The sequence below is a fragment of the Aequorivita aquimaris genome (assembly GCF_001573155.1).
Classification (GTDB): Bacteria; Bacteroidota; Bacteroidia; order Flavobacteriales; family Flavobacteriaceae; genus Aequorivita; species Aequorivita aquimaris.
In genome coordinates, this window is record NZ_JRWG01000001.1 from 412,159 (window position 1) to 432,426 (window position 20,268).

The window sequence follows — 20,268 nt, forward strand, 5'->3', positions numbered from 1 at the left end:
GTGTAAAAATAAAAATGACAACGTATTCAAATAGCCTCTAAATTATTATCCATCAGCTTCTATCATACGATTTTGCAGACAATCTTTTAGGTGATCCAAAAACTTAGTTGGATGCAATTTCCTATTTCTTATTTCTAGAAAGATTCTATAATAATCCCCTAATTCTATGTGCATTACAGATTCAAAAGCTTTAGCAATTTCCTTAATATCTGCACGGCCGTGATTTATTGAGCCAGTTGAATGGAGCGCATATACCAGTTCGACCAAATCTACCTTTGCGCCAGTCCATTTTAACATATTGGTATTTTCAATATTAGAAAATGGGTTTTTTGTTTTTCGTGAAATTTTATGTTTAAGGAAATTTATGGTTAATGTATTTCCCATTATCTGGGCAAATACCATATCCTTGGCGGTAGAAAATTTAATATCGATCAATGATGCAATTGAATCGCAATGCAATTCAACAGGCGAAGAATTCCTTATAAAATATTGATCATCAAGATGCGTAAGGTTGCGGATATAATACTCATATATCTCATGGTTTTCGATAAAGTAATTTTTTAAAATGGAAATATATTCTATATAAAATTTGTGTTTCTCCTTCCAGCTTTCCAGTGGACTATAGCGTTTAATATGTACCAAATTCCAATAATAAATAAGATACCCTACGACTTTTGGTTTTATAGTTTTAAAAAAAAGGCATTCGTCACGGAGGTTTATAAAACCTTTTTTTAAAACCTGTTCGCGCATATTGTTTATTGTATCCGTGCATAACTGAATCGCAGTTCCCGCACTGGAGTACATATGAGTAGCGTTCAATTCCAGTTGTTCCAGGTTATTTTCCAGATGCGTAAGTTCTTGTTGAAAAAGTTTCATGCTGGGGCTAATTTTGTTTAATACTATGAAATTAGCAATAAGGCTTTATTTGAAGCTATAATAATCCATAGCAAGAGTAAGGTTGAACCTTACTCTTTAAACAGTGGTAATTCTTAATATTCGGGTATTAATCCTTCCTTTTGAGATATTATTTAATTATCGATAGCAATACAAAGACAATTGAATTTATTCAAGAGGCTTTTTCTGCACTATCTGAATATAGTTGTGCAGGAATAAATAGTTCTTTTTCTTTAGAACTGAATAACAGTTTAAAATGTAATCCGGAATTAATACTTATCAATTTTGATGCAATAAGCGCGAACCCATTTAAAACCATAAAACAAATAAATAAAATCTTTGGTATTCCTCCTAAATACATAGTGCTGACCTCTTGTTACAAAAAAGCTTTTAAAGCATATAAAAAGGGTGCCGTGGATGTAGTTGACAAGTGGGAAACACCGAAAGAAATTGAAAGAGCCATCTCTCGTTATCACTCTGCAAATTTTCCCACTAAATTATATTGTATTCATTATTATTATAAATATCGATATCTTCATTTAGACGATATTTTATTTTTAAAAGCGGACAATTACACAACTGATTTTATTTTAAAAGACGGGACTATCTTACACGGCTACAAAACCCTTAAAAACACACATCATCAATTACCCCATAATTTCCAGCGAATCCATAGAAGTTACGTTATAAATTCTTACTATGTAAAGCGGATTGATTATGGGAAAAAGGAAATCATTTTACATTATTCCGAACAGGTTCTCAAATTCTCAAAAACCTATACTAACAATATAGAAACAGTAAAACGGATTTTAGCAGATCCTGAGAATCCGCTTTTTGGACAAAAGTCGATTCATTTACTGCCATAGCCTCACTTCTTGCTTTTACAACTGTGGTTTTCACTTACTAACCACCTTCCGAATGCATTTTTTATAAATGCACAATTATCTTAGCACTAAGGAACTAGCTTACATTTAATTCTAGTTCTAGTTTCATTGTGCACAATGGGCGCCCTCCTAAAAAGGGAAAACTATTTTATTCACTTAAAATCGCTCACGATGAAAACAAAAATTACTTTTCTCGGTCTAGTAATATTTACTAGCCTGCTCACCAATTGTACACCCAATGCGTTAATTGACGAAACCAGTGCACAAACCCCTCCAATTTATAATACGGGGGGAGAACACAGTGCCGAACCTGATAATGATAAGGATTGAGATTTATAACATCCTGAATACAAGAGAAGCCTTTTATTTTAGAAAGGCTTTTCTTACATTTGTAAACTCCCCCTATACATTGAATATGAGCATAATTAAGCTATCATATTATTGGGAGATTCCTCTTGTGATGCTGTTATCACTACACTTATTCTCATTGCCCAATTTTTTCCAACCCGATCGGACACAGCAACTTTTTGAAAAATATTATCAGAAAGCCCAGATAGACTCGCTGTCATTAAATACCAGAATTAGGCTATTACATATTGCGTATGAAGCTTTAAAATATACCCCTACAGATAGTCTTAAATATTCCAGCATCAGTAAAGTGGTGGTAGCATCATCCCATCTCGAGGATTCTATATTTTTTCACAAATTTGCTATGGAGGGTTTAAAACTTGCCAAGCACTTAAAAAATCCTTCTTTCATTGCAGACGCGCATTGGAATTACGGTGCCTATTACTTAAATGAAAAAAAATACGACAGCAGTTATTTCCATTACGATCGTGCATATAAACTTTTTCAACAGGTAAATAAAAATTATTATGCCGGAAAAATGCTTTACAATATGGCTTATATATCAAGCCAAACGAACGATTTTACTGGTGCGGAAATTCTATTGTTTCGCAGCATTAAATATTTTGAGGGCACCACCAATTTTAAACAGCTTTATTTGTGTTATAACCTATTGGGAACCAACGCTGATGATATGGAGGAATATGATAAAGCTTTGGTTTACTATACTGCTGCAGAGAAATTTATACCAAAAATTAACAATTCGGAATACTATCAGTTAGAGCTTTTGAATAATATGGGTGTACGTTTACATAAGATAGGGAAGTACGAAAATGCCATTATCTATTTTGACAAGGCTTTGGGTTTTAAAGAAACTCTGAGTGAAGCTCCATCCCTCTACGCAAAATTATTGGACAATAAGGCATTTAGTTATTTAGCTCTAGGGAAGTATGGGGATGTAAGGCCCTTTATGGAAAAAGCGTTAACGCTACGTGACAGTATTGATGACCGTGCGGGTTCAACTATTGGCCGACTTCGATTTGCGATTTATTTTGCCAAGATTGGCGACACTATTTCAGCCATAAAGTATGCGGAAGATGCAATGCATTTGGCAGAACAAAACTATTTTTCCCGTGATTTGCTGGATGCTCTCGAACTATTGGCAGAGCTGGACCAAGAAAATAGAGTGGACTATTTTAAAAAACATATTGCGCTGGGAAAGACCCTTAGCGCCAGGGACCGAAATCTCAGAAATAAATTTACCGCAATCCAATATGAAACTGATAAGTATATCAGGGAGAACAAATGGCTTTTTAAACAAAAGCTTTGGATTACAATAGGTGCTATTATCGTTACGCTACTATTATTATTTATATATCTAAATACTAGACAACGTGCTAGAAACAAAGCATTGCTTTTTGAGCGGGAGCAACAACAATATAACGAAGATTTGTTTTTAATGGCCATGGAGCAAAAAACCACTTTGGAACGTGGCAGGAGTCAAGAAAGATTACGGATATCAGAGGAATTGCACGATGGTATTTTGGCGCGATTATTTGCCATTCGATTTAAGTGGTCATTTATACAATTAGATGGAGATGAAGAAAGTTTAATGCAGCATAAAAAATCTATTTCACTTTTAACCGATATTGAATCGGAGATTCGCAATGTATCCCACGACCTAAGAAACGATCTTATTTGGGAGGAATTAGGATTTAGGAATGAAATTGAAAATTGTATAAAAGAGCGAAGCGAAATAGGCCAATTTAAGACCTCATTGAACTATGGAGATTCTGATAGGTGGGAAAGTTTAGATTACTTGTACAAAATCAATATTTGTAGAATACTGGACGAAATACTTCATAACATCATTAAGCATGCGGAGGCAACTTATGTGTCCATTACATTTTTGGTAGAGGACCCACATTATATTATTACAGTTGCAGATAATGGAAAAGGATTCAACAAAAGTTGGGTGCGCAAGGGAATCGGTTTAAAGAACCTAAAAATTCGAGCGAATAAAATGAAGGGACACTTAACTGTAAGCTCTAAAGTCGGCATTGGCACCACCGTGGAAATTAAATTTTAAAAAGAGTTAAAACATGGAGCGAAAAGAGATAAATGTTTTAATGATTGACGACCACAAAATGACCTTGGTAGGCTATTCCAGTGCGATTGAGGTATTAAACGAACAAGCACTTATATACGCTTTTAAAATATATCATGCCACCACCTTTGAAGAAGCGCTGTATAATTTGGATGAAACTTTTAACTACCGACCTTTACATTTGGTTTTTTTAGATATACAATTGCCCAAATACAGTAATAAGAAATTCCAAACTGGTGAGGATTTAGGCATTGAGATAAGAAGACGTTTTCCAAACACCAAAATTATTGTTATTACAACGTTTGACAATAATTTGCTAATTCAGAATCTTTTGGAAAGTATCAATCCAGAAGGGTTGATGATAAAAAGCGATGTGACCCCTTCCAACTTTCCGCAGGCAGTTTTGGATGTATTGGAAGATCCACCCTACTACAGCAAGGCGGTAACCAAATTTTTGAGAAAACAGCAACTCACCAAATTACATTTAGATAGGTGGGATAGATTGATGCTATATTATATATCCATTGGCACATTTACTAAAGATCTACCTACATATATTCCCTTATCAATGGCAGGTATAGAAAAGCGCAAAAAACGGTTAAAGGAAATTTTTGAAGTAGAGGATGGCAATGATGTTGACCTCATAATGCGTGCCAGAGAAAAAGGCTTTATATAATGCCTTAAACCATAGTTTCCACCCCCTAAAAGTAGGGTTATAACCTTACTATTTCTATTGTTCAGCCTTACTTCCATTCCCTTTTAAGGATTTAATTTTAAGCAATTGGGAACATGCTATGTTAAGAATGGGAATTATACATGGAAAAAACAAAACACTTGTTATAGATATTATAACAATGGCCATTACATTACTATTTGTATATGCTGCCACAAGTAAATTTTTAGATTATGAAACCTTTAGGGTGCAATTGGCGCAATCTCCCCTACTAAGTGCTTATGCAGGGATTATATCTTGGTTGGTGCCGGGAGTGGAAATAGTTATAGCCGTATTATTAATGATAAAACGATTTAGAACCCTTGCCCAATATGCTGCTTTTACCTTGATGGTTATGTTTACGGCTTATATCTTTATCATTCTTAATTTTTCCGACTTTATACCCTGCTCCTGCGGTGGGGTGCTCGAAAAACTGAGCTGGACGCAGCATCTTATCTTTAATGTTCTTTTCATACTTCTGGCAGGGGTGGCGGTCTTTTTTGCAGGCAGGTATAGACCAAAAAGGATTTTGCTTTTTCTGGTGACACTTGCTATAATAGGGATAGGAATAGTGACTTTGTTGTTTGCATTTTCGGAAAAGAAAATGCATCGAAACAATGCCTTTTTACGACGTTATCCACATCATCCTATTGTACCCAAAGACACTTTTGATATTAGGTATAATTCCTATTATTTTGCGGGAGGAAATGACAAACAATTCTATCTAGGGAATTTCACCGCGCCTAAACAGGTATTGCAAGTTTCATACAACTTTACGGATACTACCTATTCGTATATCCAATTACCAAAAAGCAATATAGACTATAAATATCCACGCCTACGTATCATAGACAGTACCTTCTTTCTGTTTGATGGTACCGTGCCCATCGTTCATACTGGCAGTATAAAAGATTGGGGGGTTCAAAAAACCTTCCACCCAAAAGCCTACTTTACTTTTGCCGAACCCATTGACTTTAAAACACTCATCATCCGCTCGGTAAGTAGCGATACGGGCAATAATATTTTAGGAATAATTGAATTGGATTCCATCCCTAAAGTAAAGTTGCAGCCCGACATTCTTCAAGGCAATTTAGACGGTTATTTTGATAGGGATGGACAGTTATTATTTAATAACCAACTTTATAAAATGATTTATGTGTATTACTATAAAAATCAGTTTCTGGTTGGCACTCCTAAGTTAACAGATATACAGATCTACAATACCATTGATACTATTAAGGAACCTCAGATTGACGTTAAGGAATTACAATCTTCCCAACAAAAGCAATTGGGAGGAAAATCGGTACGAGTACACGGGCTAGTAGCTACCTATGGCAATTATTTATTTATCAATTCTGACCGTTTGGGTAGGTATGAAACTGATGATATATTAAAAAATGCATCAATCATAGATGTTTATAATATAAGGGAGCAAACTTATGATTTTAGTTTCTATCTGTATCACGACCCAACTGAAAAGCTGCTTTCATTTTGGCTGATGAAAAGACAACTTTATGCCTTAATGGGGAACAGATTGTATCATTTTAAACTAAAAGATGAGTTTCTGGATTATCCTAACTAAAAAATACTTTGCGCGAAGCCAGGGATGAAGCCGAAAACCTGTAGAAAAGAGTAGGCATTAATAATAATTTAAATTTATATATTATGAAAACGATGAGAAAAAAATGGCTACTACCCATAGCGGTATTTGCCATCGCGATTGCCAGTGCTTTTGCTAGCAATACAACTACAGCTGAAGCTGTGCCAGTATTGGGTTATATTGATAATCCTCTACCCTGCCATATCTCGGTGCAATGTTCCACAACAGGAACTATCGCCTGTAAGAGTGGGGCACAAACCGCCTTTAGGATGAACGGTTCGGGAACACGTTGTGACCTGCCTGCCTTTAAACTTTAGGTAGCATGAAGGAAAGGCTGGAAAATCCAGCCTTTCTTTTTATTTAAATTCCTGCATCCACGGTTTTTTGAGGGCTCCTTTTAGATAATGATCAAACCAATCCCACATTTTATTGGTAAAATCAATTTGTGATTCATTACTAAAAAGATCATGTCCCTCATTAGGATAAAGGAGCATTATATGTTCCTTACCCAAAACCCTAAGGGCGTTGTACATTTTTATAGATTGTTGCCAATTGATATTTGTATCTTGATCTCCTGTATAGGTTAATAGGGGTATCTTAATATTTTCTACAAACTCCATTGGTGAATTAGCTTTATACAATTCAGGGGTTTCAAAATACGTTTTTTCAAATCTTTGTTGGTCATTTAAAAATCTTCCCGCCTGCGGCTTATCCCACAGCCAAGCCACTGATAAATAAAAACTAGGAGTATCGTGATAACCCGCACCACTGATGGCAGTTGCGAAGAGATTGGTCTGTGTAATAATGAAAGAGGTTTCGTAGCCGCCAAAAGAATGTCCGAAGAGTCCCAAGCGTTTTTTATCTACCTTTTCTGTTTCCACCACCTTCTCTACCCCTGCCGTTACGCAACGGAGGGCAGAAATACCTGGTTCGTTTAATTCATATACAATATCTGGACAAAAAACAAAATACCCTCTTTGGCTTAGATTAGTGATATTGACATTGGCTCCATTAAAAAGAGATGGGTTTTCATATTTATGGAGTTTGTTGCTCAACTTTTCGTAGATGTAAACCACCATTGGGTATTTGGTATTGGCAACATAGTTGGCCGGGTAAAACAAGGCACCTTGTAGCATATCGCCATTTTCTATTTTATAATCAACCAATTTTGACTTGCCCCATTTATAATTGAAATGTTGGGGATTACTCTGGAAGATCAATTCACTCTTTTTACTCTTAGTATTGCAAGCCATTATTCCTGGGGGTACATCATAACGTTCCTGTGTATATATAACCGTGTTATTTACAGCATCCGTTACTAAATTTGAAATATAAAAGCCTCCATATATTAGCTGCTGTAAGTTGCCATTGCTAGATAATAAGCTTATGCCCATTTGGTGGGTAGTGGGGTTTTCCATTTCTAATAATAGGCCGTGTTCCATAGCTATTGATTTTGCCAAATATCCATTAAACTTATCCACTACAGCTTTGGGGTTATAAACCCTGTACTCTATATTATTTGTATTTCCACTTGTAAGCTTTCTAAATTTTTCACCATTTGGTGCAAACGCCCATATATCATAACGATCATAAAGCAAGACCTCAACATCATTTTCGGTCCATCCTGCCAAGCCATAAGGCGGTGCAACTCCAGAATAATCATATTCACTATTTCGGAAAGTGGCAGGAATATTTCTAGTTATGTTTTTATGACTATCCATTACCGCATCATAAATCCACCAATTATTTTCATCAAAATAGCTTAAGTATCTCCCAGTTGGCGAAACTTGAACAGGCATATAAGGGGTTCGAGATACTACAAATTTGCTTTCTCCGGTTCGGGTATTATATACCATGATTGGTCTTTCCTCCCAAGGGTCATCACTGCCTGATTGGTCATCCAGAAAGCTATAGGTAAATACAAAGGCATTCTCGCTTCCCCAGGCCGTTTTGGAACTTTCTCTATTGCCTAAAGAATACAGCGTATCCTCTTCCCTATTCCAGACTACCATTATGGGAGGGTTGTCAAAAAAACCAAGGCTTTCTTCCCGAACAGGAGCTATTAAAATATCCTTGCTGTTCCACACTTGGACTTTAGACCCATGGTCTTGTGGTAGCATTACTTCCATGTCTTTTTTAATATGGAAAAATAGTCTAGTGGCGTCGGGGGAGAAATGAAGGGTAGTACTTAAATTATCCACAAGTGTTATGGGGAAATCAAAATACTTTTGCTTGGCGGTATCAAAGATGTTTTTTTCCTTGTTAAGTACTGATGGGAGCCAGTGGACTATTTTCTGTTTACCCTCTTTTACCTCCTCAAAAAATGCAAGGGCTCCATTAGCTCCCCAGACAAGTTTGTTACAAGGATTTTTGCTGGAGTATATAATCTTTGGGATTATAGTAGCTGATTGAAAATCCAAATAACCAAGCTGATAGGTATCGGCAATTTTCTGTGAAAAAGCGAGGTAGCTATTGGATTCATCAAAAGAATATTCATAGACATCGGGAATGGTACGTTGCACTGCTCCCCCACTCTTTACAAGTAAAAGCTCTTGTTTTTTAGTATCAGCATTGTCTTTCCTTAAGACAGCAAAATAATCTCCATTTGAAGTGGTCTTATAGTCCCATACTTGTTCAAAGTGTGTTGGAGCGTCGTTCTTGAGATTGAAGTATGTAAGTCCTTTTTTATCAAGCAATAGAAATCCATTGTTGTCTTTTAAGAATTGTTCCCTCGCACCCTCGGGAAAGAGATATCGGGTTTTGGTAATTGTATTTTGAAGGACTAAGGTATCTGCGCCACTATCATAGATTTTATGATAGGATATCCACGCTCCATTGGCAGCAATGGAAGGAGCGGTAAGCGAATGCCATAAAGCAAAGTCTTTTTCCTTAAGGTCTTTTTTGTTGACCTGCCCCCATAGAGGGCAAGCCAAGCAAAAAGAAATAATAAAAACTAGTTTGTGAATGCTAATCCAAGGTATTATAGTTTTCATCAATATCCGGGGTTTTGAGGGTTTAACGCAGGGTTTAACAGCAGTTCCTTTTCAGGGATGGGAAACAGGCGGTCTGTAGTGTTCCAATTGGGTTTGGAGCTTATTAAAGTTCCATCCAAATTGGCTGTACGTTTTAAATCGAAAAACCGATGTCCGTGTTCGGTAAAGAGCTCTACCCGCCTTTCCTTTAAAACGGCATTCAAAAGTGTTTCTTGGGCAGTTGCGGTAGTTGGTGACAAGCCAGCGCGTTCCCTAATTTTATTAATATCTGAAGCTGCGGCTGAGAGGTTACCCAAGTTTGCATTGGCCTCCGCTCTTACTAGATAGAGTTCGGCAAGCCTTAGCACTACTGAATATTCAGCATTAAATGGTTCACCTGCCCGATGTTGGTATTTATAGGGATAATAAAATGTTTGTGAACCATCGGTAACGGCGCCTGTCCATAAGTCCTTTCTTAAATCGCCCGGCTCAAACGCATCCATCAAGGTAGTCGTTAATGCCCTAGCAGGAGGTGGAGCAGCTTCAAATATAAAGTTTTGTGCCTCAAAAGTATTTTGGCCTTCAAATTCCGGTTGAAACTGCCATAAAATTGAAGGGCTTTCCTTTAGAAAAACGTTAGTAGGGTCTGATTCCCAAGGTGTTTCATCTATTACAAGCGTTGCCAATTGTGATGCCTGCTCCCAATTTTCGGCATATAATTGTACCCTTGCCAATAGTGCAGTGGCAACGGCTTGGTATGGCCTAACCTTTTTCCCGCTTAGATCTGTGGCGGGTAGCAATTGCCTAGCTTCCTCTAGGTCGGAAATAATTTTAGCATAAATAATTTCCTTGGCTTCCCGTTCCACGTTTTTGTTAATGTGATAATTGGTAGTTGTTATGTATGGGATATCTCCATAGATATTCACCAAATAAAAGTGAATAAGTGCTCTTATAAATAGCGCCTCGCCTTTAAAAGAAGCGATTTCATCGGGCGTGAAATAAATGGAGTCCGCTACCCCCTCCAAAATGGCATTTGCCGCATATATTTGATTGTAGCAGCCATTCCACACTTCAGCAACCGTAGGATTTGTAGCCAACAATGTATTTTTATGGAAGGGCTCTTCCGGTAAAGGATATGGACTGTAATAATCCAATTCGTCTGTATAGGTACCCAGCAGGACGCTCAAACCTTGCGGATTTCCCGTTAATAATACATTATTTCGCAACTGTGCATAGATACCGACCATTGCGGCTTCTACGGTTTTGGTATCGGTAAAAATTGTTTCCCCACTTAAGAGGTAATTGGGGGTATCCACTTCCAAAAAATCCTCACAGGAGCTTGAAAGAAAAATAAAGAGTCCCCAGAGTAAAACTGTGGCATATCGTTTTATAGTTATTGTTTTCATCTTTAGATTTTTAAGCGTTAAATATTGATTTCAAGACCCGCATTTATTACACGTAAGGGCGGAAGTTGGTCGAGGGATTGGGTTTCGGGATCCATACCGAGAAAATCGGTAATTGTAAATAGGTTTTGGGCTAGGACATATAGGCGGCATTTAGCGCCTAAGGTGGCCTGTATGGGGAGGTTATACGAGAGGGAAATATTTCTTAATCGAAGGTAAGAGGCGTCGCTTACCACCGCATCGCTATTTAGGAGGTTGCCGTAGGCCGTATAGGCGGCATCGCTATAGCCTGCGGAGTACATTTGGGTAAAACCCCCATCGCCGGGTTGCTCCCAATGGTCAAGGACAGCGGTAGGCTGATTTGCCATAGTTCCAGCGAGGGCTGAGGTATATAAATAGTTATAGCCCGTTTGCTTTACATATTGCAGGAGGAAGTCCAAAGAAAAATTCTTGTAAGAAACTGAATTTGTTATCCCCCCATAATAATCCACGCCCACTTTTGTGGCCTGTTTTGCATCGTTAGGACTGGTTATGTTACCATCGCCATCAAAATCCTGAAAGGTGTACAAGCCTGTTTGCGGATCAACCCCGGAATAATGGTACAACAATGCTATGTCTAATGGCTGACCTATCACAAAGCGGTTTGAGTAAGTAGAAGACTCCAGATTAGGAAAGGAGATAAGCTCGTTACGGGGGATGGTCAACTGCGCTTTTGCAGTCCAATTAAGGTTATCATTGTTTAGCAATTTGGCATCAAATTCAAACTCCCAACCTGTATTTTGGACCGTGGCATCGAGGTTTCCCGTAAGCGTGGGAAAGCCAGTTGTGCCCGGCAAGGGAATACCCACCAATTGGCTGGATGAGCGGTTGCGGTAATAAGCTCCTGAAATGTCGAAACTGTTTTTAAACAGACCAAGTTCTAAGGCTAACTCTAATTTTCTATTAGTTTCCCATCCAAAATTTGGGTTATAAAGTTGGGTTGGTTGCAAGGTAGGGATGCCTTGATAGGAAAGGCCAGAACCGATGTAGGTATCGAGATAACCATAATTGCCTATTTGGTCGTTGCCACTTGTACCGTAACTGCCCCGTATTTTCCCGAAGCTTAGAAAGGTTACATTCTCCTTGATGAACTTTTCTTCGCCAAAAAGCCAAGCTGCTCCCACCGCCCCGAAGTTTGCAAAGCGGGTGTCGGCGCCAAAGCGGCTGGAGCCATCGCGCCGACCTGTGAGATTAAGAATGTATTTCTTATTCCAATTAAAATTAAGCCTTCCGTATACTGCATTGTATCTATAAACATCGTCCGTACTAGCGAGCACTTCACGTTCCGCAGCCGAAGCCAGGTTATAAATAAGGGCATTGCTGGTAAAATTTCCCGCATACTGGAGTAAGCCGTTGCTGTTTTCGTTTTGGAAGGTTGTACCTACCAGAGCAGCTATTTCCAAATCGCCCATTTGGGTGTTGTATTCTATTTGCGGTTCTACGATCCAGGACTTTCGGGAGGAGGTGTTTACCGATATGGAAGAATAGCTACTATCCAAACCATAGGCTGGATTGTAAATGGTATTGGGGGAAGTACGGCTTTCTTCCAAATGGATTTCGTTATAGCCAAGATTAGTCTTTAAGTTGAAGCCTTTAAAAAGTTGATAGGAAATTGTGGAGCTCCCCAATAAGGTGGAGGAGTTTGACAGGTATTTTGCCTTTAATTGGGCAATGGGATTAAAAAAGGTGCCATCTTCCCAGTTTACCTCACCATTTTCATCGTAAAGCGCAGGGGCATTTGGTGCAAGATTTAGCGCAGGGGTAATAAAGGCTGTAGTGGGTAGGTCATTTTCATCTGCAACATAATTCGCTGTAAAGGATACAAACAACCTATCATCGGCAGCATTATGGGTGACAGTGGCCAGGGCCCCATACTTTTTGTAATTGAAATTGCCCGGGAAAACAGTCGTTTGTTTTTGGTGGCTTGCACGTAATAGGTAACGCGTGTTTTCATTGCCTCCTGTAAGGGAAAGTCCATAGTCATTAAAGTAGGCCGTATGCCCCAAGAGCTCTTCCTGCCAATCGGTATATCGGGATTGGTCCCAAGTACCGTTAATGTCATATTCGTTAAAGGGGTATTCGGTGATGCCGTCGTTTGCAAAGGCTTCCCTTCGCATTGCTAGATATTCTTGGGTATTTAACAAATCCATGCGGCGGGTCAGTTGGCCTACCCCTGTACTGGTATTTAGGCTTAAAGTAGTTTTACCACTAGTACCTTGTTTGGTTGTTATTAGCACTACCCCATTTGCGCCACGGGAGCCGTAAATAGCCGTAGCATCTGCATCCTTGAGTACTTCAATACTGGCAATGTTGTCTGGGTTGATACCGTTGAGCGGACTTTGGGGCGCACCGAGGACGGTTGAAACAAAGGAACTACCCAACGACTGCGAAGGATACGGCACCCCATCCACTATATAAAGGGGCTCACTCCCATCGGCACGGATGCTGTTGCGGCCTCGGATGCGGACTGTAAAACCACCACCCGGTACACCCGTATTCTGAATTATATTGACCCCTGCCAATCTGCCCTGCATAGCGGCAAGGGGATTGGAAATGGGTTGGTTTTCTATTTCAGTTGCGGTGATACGGGCAATACTTCCTGTTTTCTCTTTATCGGAAATCTTGTAATAGCCTGCATTTATAACCACTTGGTCTAAAGAGGTTTCATTAAGTTGCATCACTATATTTAGGAAGCTATTATTAGCTATTACTCGCTCTTGGGTTTTATATCCTAAATAGGTAAAAACTAGGGTATCCTTTTCCGTGGCAGTTAAGGCATAACGGCCTTCCAGATCGCTTATGCTGCCACGGGCGGTATTTTTTACCAAGACATTGACACCGCTGAGCGGGCCATCGGCATCGGTAATTGTTCCACTTATGGTTTTTTGTGGAAGGTTCTGTGAAAAAATTGGAGAGTTGTAGGATAGTAAAAGGGCAAAACATAATGCAAGCGCAAGGCTATGCCTGTAATTATTTTTCATAATTTTGCATTGGTTAAAGTGTTATACATTATTTTAACTACTGGCCTGCTCCGTTGTGTTCGACTACTGGGAGTGGGTCATTTTTTTAATTTCTTACTATTCTTTTTTATGCATTCCTCTCTATCGTGCCTCCCTCGTCGGATGCAAGGCCAAAAAAGTACGCCTTCCTCTCGCCATACTCGTCGGAGACAAGCATTTTAGGAACTCGGGCGAGGCCCTTAAACAGCCTAAAATTTTACGGCTCCTTCACTTCAAATTTTATACGGCAACTTTTCGGTAGGCCGTTTTTGATATTTGTTAATGCTATTCATTTACTTTTACATTTAACTACTGGCCTGCTCCAATCGTCTTCATAACCGGGGAGCGGGCTTTTTTGTAGGTCCCCCCGGCCCCCGAAGGGGGAGAAGACCCTGTTTTAGGTAGTCCCCCCGGCCCCCGAAGGGGGTGAGGATCCTGTTTTTTTAGGTAGTCCCCCTGGCCCCCGAAGGGGGTGAGGACCCTGTTTTTTTAGTGAGTCGTGAAGCGTGAGGCGTGAGATGTTTGCCTTAGCAAAACATCCCCCTAGCCCCCTCCGAAGGGGGGATTGATTATGACTTCAATTCACAATTCGTACTTTTCATAAGCAATATCATTTATATTAAATATTACTCGCGAAGCTTCTTGGTGGAAGAAACAGTTGCCTTGAAGGAAAGTTGATGGAAGAAAAAGCGACCAAGCCAAATACAAAAAGGCGCGGAACTCAACTTACCGACTTGGGGTACTGGTATACCTGACAACGATAAGAGAGCCCACGCCCGGGTCGTGAGCAATCTGCTTATCCTCTCGTTGTCTAAAAATTACCAGTTTTCAAGTCGAGATTCAAAGCGAATGCTTCTAATGTTTTGCTCTTAGAAGAATCGCAAATTTATAATATAGACTGCAATATAATAAAATATTTATTCAGTACAAATATGTATCGAATAAAATTCTGTTTTATTACAACTTTTACTTAATGGATGAGGATGAAAAAAAATATTTAGGATTATTAAATATCCAGATTGGTTGTATTCTGAAGGTAAATCGATTAAGAAAAGATATATCGCAACATTATTTAGCTGCTGCTATTGATTCAACTTCCACAACTGTTGGCAGAATAGAACGTGCAGAAGTTGTGAGTGGATGGGATAAAATTTACATATTAAGTCAAGAATTAAATATTGATTTTAATAAATTATTTCTACCCCTGCCTCAAAATGAATTACTTTTAATTGTAGATGAAATATTCAAACTTGATCAAAAATTAAATAATGAAAAAAAAGAATATTATCGTAAATTAAAAGCAACAATAAAAAGTAAATACGATTCATTAAAAAAGTAGAATCCATACTACTATTCAATAGAACCTCTCAACTTAATCTTCCCACCCACAAAGTGACCGACCCAAATTTTTAGCCTCACTCAACGACACTGAATAAGTATCAGTTGAACAATTTTTTAAACCTCTACAATCCTTTTTATAATGGTACTTTTTGCTTTGAGGCCCTTTGCAGATATAAACATCGGAAACATCATAAGAAAATGAGGTAAGAAATAGAAATACCAATCCTCCAAAGAATAAAATTTTACTTTTTTTCATAGTTTTTAATTTTAAAAAACTGGGTTTTATTGTCTGGGGAATTATTATTCTGGTGGTAACAATGAATCTTCCAATATATGCTTAATGTTTTCTCTTTTAGAATTTAACGATTTTGGAAACTCTTCAATACTTAAATAGTCTGAAAAAGAAATCATTGAATCAAAAAGTTCATTCTTTTTAATGTACTTATGGTATTTGACTATGAGTTTTTTTAGATTCTTTAACCGGACTTGATGCTTAAAAAAATCATCAATATGAATGATGGTTATGGGTTTGACTTTATCCTTATTTTTGATGGACGATTTTTTTAATTCTTCTTGAAAATAATAGTTCAGTAGCTGAGTAAAGCCTAATGAAGTAAATGAATGGTCTAACACTATTAATATTGGAAAATAGTTTGAACGTTCCGGTTTTTTAACTCTATCGAAAAATTGATACTGGCCATTCATTGAGTTGATAACATAATCAAGTAATTGTAAAATACCTTTATGACGTTTTTTGTTTGTTTTTGAGTTTATAGTGAAGTAAAATTTATCCTGAATCTCTTTTATTAATTTGCGCGTATTGAGAGAAATTTTTTTATTATTAGAAAGGAATGAGTTTTTACATTCGAACATTATAATATTATTACCATTACGGATATAGTAATCTGGCAAGCTAATATTTTCAATCCTTTTTCCGCCTAATTGTTTTATGCGATGTTCTGGAAATTGAATGTAGGATTTACCAAATGATGTTTGAAATACGTTTTCAAGCAGTATTACCTCAACAAATTCTTTTACGTAGTCTTGAGCAAACTTGGTAAAACCATTTTCTTTACTATATCCAAGAATGTCGTGATATAAACTGCTAAAGAACTTATTTAATAAAAACTCAAAATCTAATACTGCATATTTATGCTCACTAATCTTAAATAATGGACTTTTTCTTATTTGAACAAATTCATCCCAAGAGGGATTATTAGATGTATTAATCTTTAAATGCTCTACTAATGTTTTTATAACAGGATAATCTTCAAGTGAAACAATATTAGAAGTTGTTGCTATTTTACTTAATTGAAAAACATCATTGAAATATTGATACCAATTTTCTAATCCGATGTGAACTATATAATCACTAAGTAATTTCGAATACTTTGGATTAGCTCTAAACCATTTTTCAAATAATAAAAATTTATATATCTCAGGTTGCAAAGCATCGACCCTATAGTAATGATGTAGCGGCTGTGTTATCCCAAAAAATAGATAAAAGTGAATATCATCAAAATAAGAAGGATTCTTACTATGATATTGCTTAAAAACACTATCCTGCCTTTCAGCTATTTCATCACTAATCAATAGGTATAGTTTGAGTAAATTCTCCCTACTTCTCTTTCTTGTTATTGCTTTACCTTGAGTATCTATTTGTGAAAGCGAACACAAAATTTCAATAACTCGTAACGTTGAAATTCTATTGACAAGTACAACAGTTTTCAGTTTTGCTTGCGGTTTATTATTTATAACAAATTTTTCAGAGTGTTTTGCATAAGCACCAATAATCTTATTCCTTAAATCTGAGTTATCCTCTATCAGCCACTCAGACAATATAAAGTGAAGTTCTGTATTGTCTTTTTCTCTTAATTTATATTCGTACTTATTTATTGCTGTTAATAGTATTAAGGAATCCACTATATCAACTTCTTTTAGAAGTGATTTAATGGTATGTCTTTGGGTGAAGATTTGACTATAACCGAGGCGAACTAAAATATCTGTTTTCAAATAGAACTCTTATTTTCTTTTAAACGATTAAACCCAATTCTAAAGCTATATCCCTGTATAATTTTGAAAATGGTCTTTTATGAAGTTCATTTAGTGATGTATAATTACTAATAAGTACCCTGTCTATTTCTGCATCGGAAAAAGTCAAGCCTTTGTAATTATTTAAATATTCCCTATACCTGGCGGTATAATTTACTTCCGCTTTGACTACAAGTTCTAAAACGTGGTCATTGTGTAGTTTGTATAATTCATCAAGCTTGAATATCTGAACATTGCCATCTATCTGTTTTAACAATATTACATCAACACTACTGCTCCCGTCAAGTGGCGACAAATAATCTAACTTGGTTAAATCAAACGTAAATTTATAGTCATCATCTTTCGTAAGGTATGGTGAAACCATTTCATTCGAAAAAGGGTCTAATTCTCCTTTTACGCCTAAACCATTACAAGTTTGACAACTTGGTATTAGATTATAAAAACTAACACCAAAATAAGGGTAAAGGCTCTTTGGGTAAAAATGGTCTAATTCAGGTTTTATTTTAGATGACTTTGAAAGACTATAGATGTAATTCCTATTACAATATGAACAAGTGTCAGTATCCAATTTAGCTATAAATGAGTGCTTATCTAATGTACTATAAGCATCTAAAACAAAAATCTTATACAACAAACGGTTTAAATTATTTGTATTTAAATGAATGTGAGGAAAGCGTTTTAACATATAGCGCCGTAGCAATTGTAATCTTTCAGGGCTTGCAGTAACCAAACCTTTTAAAATTATTTTCTGTTTTAAAGTATTTAGAAAAGCTCTTTCAGTTGCATCAGGTGTGTATCTAACCTTCTTATATTTACATCCATTTTTAAGAACATATTTTATGCTCTTTTGTAATCTTTCGAAAACCCTATCAAAATGAGTGTCAACTATTAGATTATTGGCAGATTTAAGTGGTATCATACTAATTATCTAAATCTCTCAATTGTTGTAGTAATAGCTCTCTTTGATACGCCTTATCGTCATCATATTTTTTTAAATACATTTGAATAAGTTTATTTCTCAGGAAATCTTCTGATATTATTTCAATTCTCTTTTTTATTTCTTGTGGATTCTCATTAAAATTAGGTTCAATTTCTTTCTTTTCATTAGAGCGAAGTGTATTAATAATCTTCTCAATATCAAGCCTCGCTTTTTCGCCTATGTAATATTTTTCAAGGAAAAAACTATCAGTAAGCAAATCGTAAATATTTGCTCCATAGGTTTGAGGTTCTGTCAATGAACTTAAGGGATTACCTTCATTTAATTTTAAAACGTTGGATATTGGTATGTCTGAAAGGATATATGGCGAATGAGTTAAGAAAAGTATATTCAAACCTTTGATAAATGCAATATTTGTAAAAGTTATTTTACCAATAGCATCTAACATATCATTTATATAAGTTCTCTGCCATTCAGGATGATAATATAATTCTATTTCGTCCAATACAATATTTAGATAATGGTAACTATGAAATTCATTGTTAGAAACATTCTTTGCATTATAATTACTGACAGAATTTAAGTTGATGATGTGATAGATAATAGAGCTTATGCTATGCACTTTCTGTTTCTCGCCTGAACTAAGAGCATCGATGCTTGAACCGTCTTCCAAAATGATATTTGTATCATAAAATGAAGGGGGCGCTAACATATAAGTATTAACAAAGAATGATTCTTTATCTATAATTTGCTGGATTTTTTTTGCAAACTCATTTATTACAATTTCGTTTCGTTTAGATTTAATATTATCGATAGAACCGAATAATAATTCATAATATTTAAGGTAAAGAATAGCACCTTTTACCTTAAAAAAAATGTGACTATTGCTTTCATTTACAGTTTTTATAAATGCATTGATATTTCTAAGTAGTTTTTTATCCTCTATCTCGTTGTAATACTTATGATATGGTCTATAGTATGTGGCAATTTTTAAAAGTTTACTGCAGATGTAATTAATACACACATTAAAGAACAAGTTTGAATCTAAGTCTTTTTTAGCTATATTAAAGTTAAAAATCCTTTCAATAGAATTGATAACCTTTTTCCTTAATTCCTTATTCTTCTGAGCCTCTAACTCAAACCCTTTCAATTTATCAGAATTATAGCTAATCTCTATTTTTTCCGCAATCTTACTGTTTGCAATATTTCTTAAAGAATTGATTGGCTCTTGATTTTTTATGTCCTGTAATAGGTTAGCTTGAAGTCTCCTCTTTAATAGTTTATTTTCTCTTACTATGTCGATATTACCATTGTCTCTCATAGGATTGAGTACTATAGGTGTTTGATAACCATCATTCTTATGAAATAAAGAATTAACCCATCTACCTACTTCTAAAGCATTCAAAGCATAATGAGAATAATTGACAGTGATAGTGTAAAAATATTCTTTGAAATCAGACTGAGTAAAAGTTAAACATTCATTATTATTTTTTATCAGATAATCGTTTTGTAAACTTAATACACTCTTAGTAATAGTACCCTCTGAAAAGTTGACTACAAAAAAATCATTCCCAACTAAATAAAACAATTCAAGTTCCAATTCCTTAAATGGTGTAAGAACTCTATTGCTTTTGGGATCTCTAAGAAGTTTTAAAAATGCACCTAAGTTGTAAGTAGCTAAATAAAGCAATTCTATAAGTGAACTTTTGCCTGACCCATTTTTGCCAACTACCGCACTAATATTAACTTCAATTTCGTGACCTTCAATATCTAATGAAAATAAATCTACAAATGAATCACTATTAATACCTATTTTACTAAAATCCTTATTTGGAAAGAAATAATTTGCATAGAAGGGGTATACTGTATTTGTTTCTAAAACCTTGTATGGGTCAATTTTTCTATTACTATCTGGTATAGTAATAAAACGTTTTTGCTCCGCTCCTGTTTTTAATGCAATTAGCTTAAATCCTTTCATATATG

At 36.2% G+C, this 20,268-nt stretch carries 14 protein-coding genes; 7 read left to right on the plus strand and 7 right to left on the minus strand.

All coding sequences use genetic code 11. The features are described 5' to 3' along the window. Window positions 1-45: 45 nt before the first annotated feature. A complete protein-coding gene (locus LS48_RS01925; RefSeq protein ID WP_062619412.1) occupies window positions 46-876 on the minus strand; it encodes an RteC domain-containing protein in 831 nt (276 codons plus the stop codon). Window positions 877-1,016: 140 nt separating this feature from the next. On the opposite strand from LS48_RS01925, the gene LS48_RS01930 reads away from it, so the two are divergent. From LS48_RS01930 to LS48_RS01955, 6 genes are all read left to right on the plus strand, one after another. Continuing rightward, window positions 1,017-1,760 (plus strand): LytR/AlgR family response regulator transcription factor, encoded by a 744-nt coding sequence (locus LS48_RS01930; RefSeq protein WP_062619414.1) that lies wholly within the window; start codon window positions 1,017-1,019, stop codon window positions 1,758-1,760. Window positions 1,761-1,949: 189 nt separating this feature from the next. Then, a complete protein-coding gene (locus LS48_RS15430) occupies window positions 1,950-2,108 on the plus strand; it encodes a hypothetical protein (RefSeq protein WP_162266489.1) in 159 nt (52 codons plus the stop codon). An 85-nt stretch (window positions 2,109-2,193) separates the two neighbouring features. Then, complete coding sequence (locus LS48_RS01940) at window positions 2,194-4,212, plus strand: tetratricopeptide repeat-containing sensor histidine kinase (protein ID WP_162266490.1); 2,019 nt, start codon at window positions 2,194-2,196, stop codon at window positions 4,210-4,212. Between the two features lie 13 nt (window positions 4,213-4,225). Beyond that, window positions 4,226-4,906, plus strand: coding sequence for a response regulator (locus LS48_RS01945; protein WP_062619421.1), 681 nt, complete (start codon window positions 4,226-4,228; stop codon window positions 4,904-4,906). Window positions 4,907-5,033: 127 nt separating this feature from the next. Next, on the plus strand, window positions 5,034-6,524 hold the full coding sequence (locus LS48_RS01950; protein ID WP_062619423.1) for a MauE/DoxX family redox-associated membrane protein: 1,491 nt from the start codon (window positions 5,034-5,036) through the stop codon (window positions 6,522-6,524). Window positions 6,525-6,607: 83 nt separating this feature from the next. Continuing rightward, entirely contained in the window at window positions 6,608-6,859 is a 252-nt protein-coding gene (locus tag LS48_RS01955; protein ID WP_062619425.1) for a DUF6520 family protein, read from the plus strand. A 39-nt stretch (window positions 6,860-6,898) separates the two neighbouring features. Here the strand turns inward: LS48_RS01955 and LS48_RS01960 are convergent, their stop codons facing one another. The 3 genes from LS48_RS01960 to LS48_RS01970 are packed head-to-tail and all read right to left on the minus strand — an operon-like array spanning window position 6,899 to window position 13,937. Next, complete coding sequence (locus LS48_RS01960) at window positions 6,899-9,535, minus strand: alpha/beta hydrolase family protein (RefSeq protein ID WP_062619427.1); 2,637 nt, start codon at window positions 9,533-9,535, stop codon at window positions 6,899-6,901. Then, on the minus strand, window positions 9,535-10,920 hold the full coding sequence (locus LS48_RS01965; protein WP_076692396.1) for a RagB/SusD family nutrient uptake outer membrane protein: 1,386 nt from the start codon (window positions 10,918-10,920) through the stop codon (window positions 9,535-9,537). Before LS48_RS01965 ends, LS48_RS01960 begins: the two co-directional genes overlap by 1 nt. 17 nt (window positions 10,921-10,937) lie before the next feature. Continuing rightward, entirely contained in the window at window positions 10,938-13,937 is a 3,000-nt protein-coding gene (locus tag LS48_RS01970; protein ID WP_062619429.1) for a SusC/RagA family TonB-linked outer membrane protein, read from the minus strand. Window positions 13,938-14,928: 991 nt separating this feature from the next. On the opposite strand from LS48_RS01970, the gene LS48_RS01975 reads away from it, so the two are divergent. Then, window positions 14,929-15,294, plus strand: coding sequence for a helix-turn-helix transcriptional regulator (locus LS48_RS01975; protein ID WP_062619431.1), 366 nt, complete (start codon window positions 14,929-14,931; stop codon window positions 15,292-15,294). Window positions 15,295-15,596: 302 nt separating this feature from the next. Here LS48_RS01975 and LS48_RS01985 read toward each other — a convergent pair whose 3' ends face one another. From LS48_RS01985 to LS48_RS01995, 3 genes are read right to left on the minus strand one after another with little or no spacing between them, the layout of a single operon-like run. Further along, window positions 15,597-17,309 (minus strand): hypothetical protein, encoded by a 1,713-nt coding sequence (locus LS48_RS01985; protein WP_062619435.1) that lies wholly within the window; start codon window positions 17,307-17,309, stop codon window positions 15,597-15,599. A gap of 19 nt (window positions 17,310-17,328) precedes the next feature. Next, complete coding sequence (locus LS48_RS01990) at window positions 17,329-18,267, minus strand: hypothetical protein (RefSeq protein ID WP_062619437.1); 939 nt, start codon at window positions 18,265-18,267, stop codon at window positions 17,329-17,331. 1 nt (window position 18,268) lies between these two features. Next, on the minus strand, window positions 18,269-20,263 hold the full coding sequence (locus tag LS48_RS01995) for an AAA family ATPase (RefSeq protein WP_062619439.1): 1,995 nt from the start codon (window positions 20,261-20,263) through the stop codon (window positions 18,269-18,271). Between the last annotated feature and the right edge of the window lie 5 nt (window positions 20,264-20,268).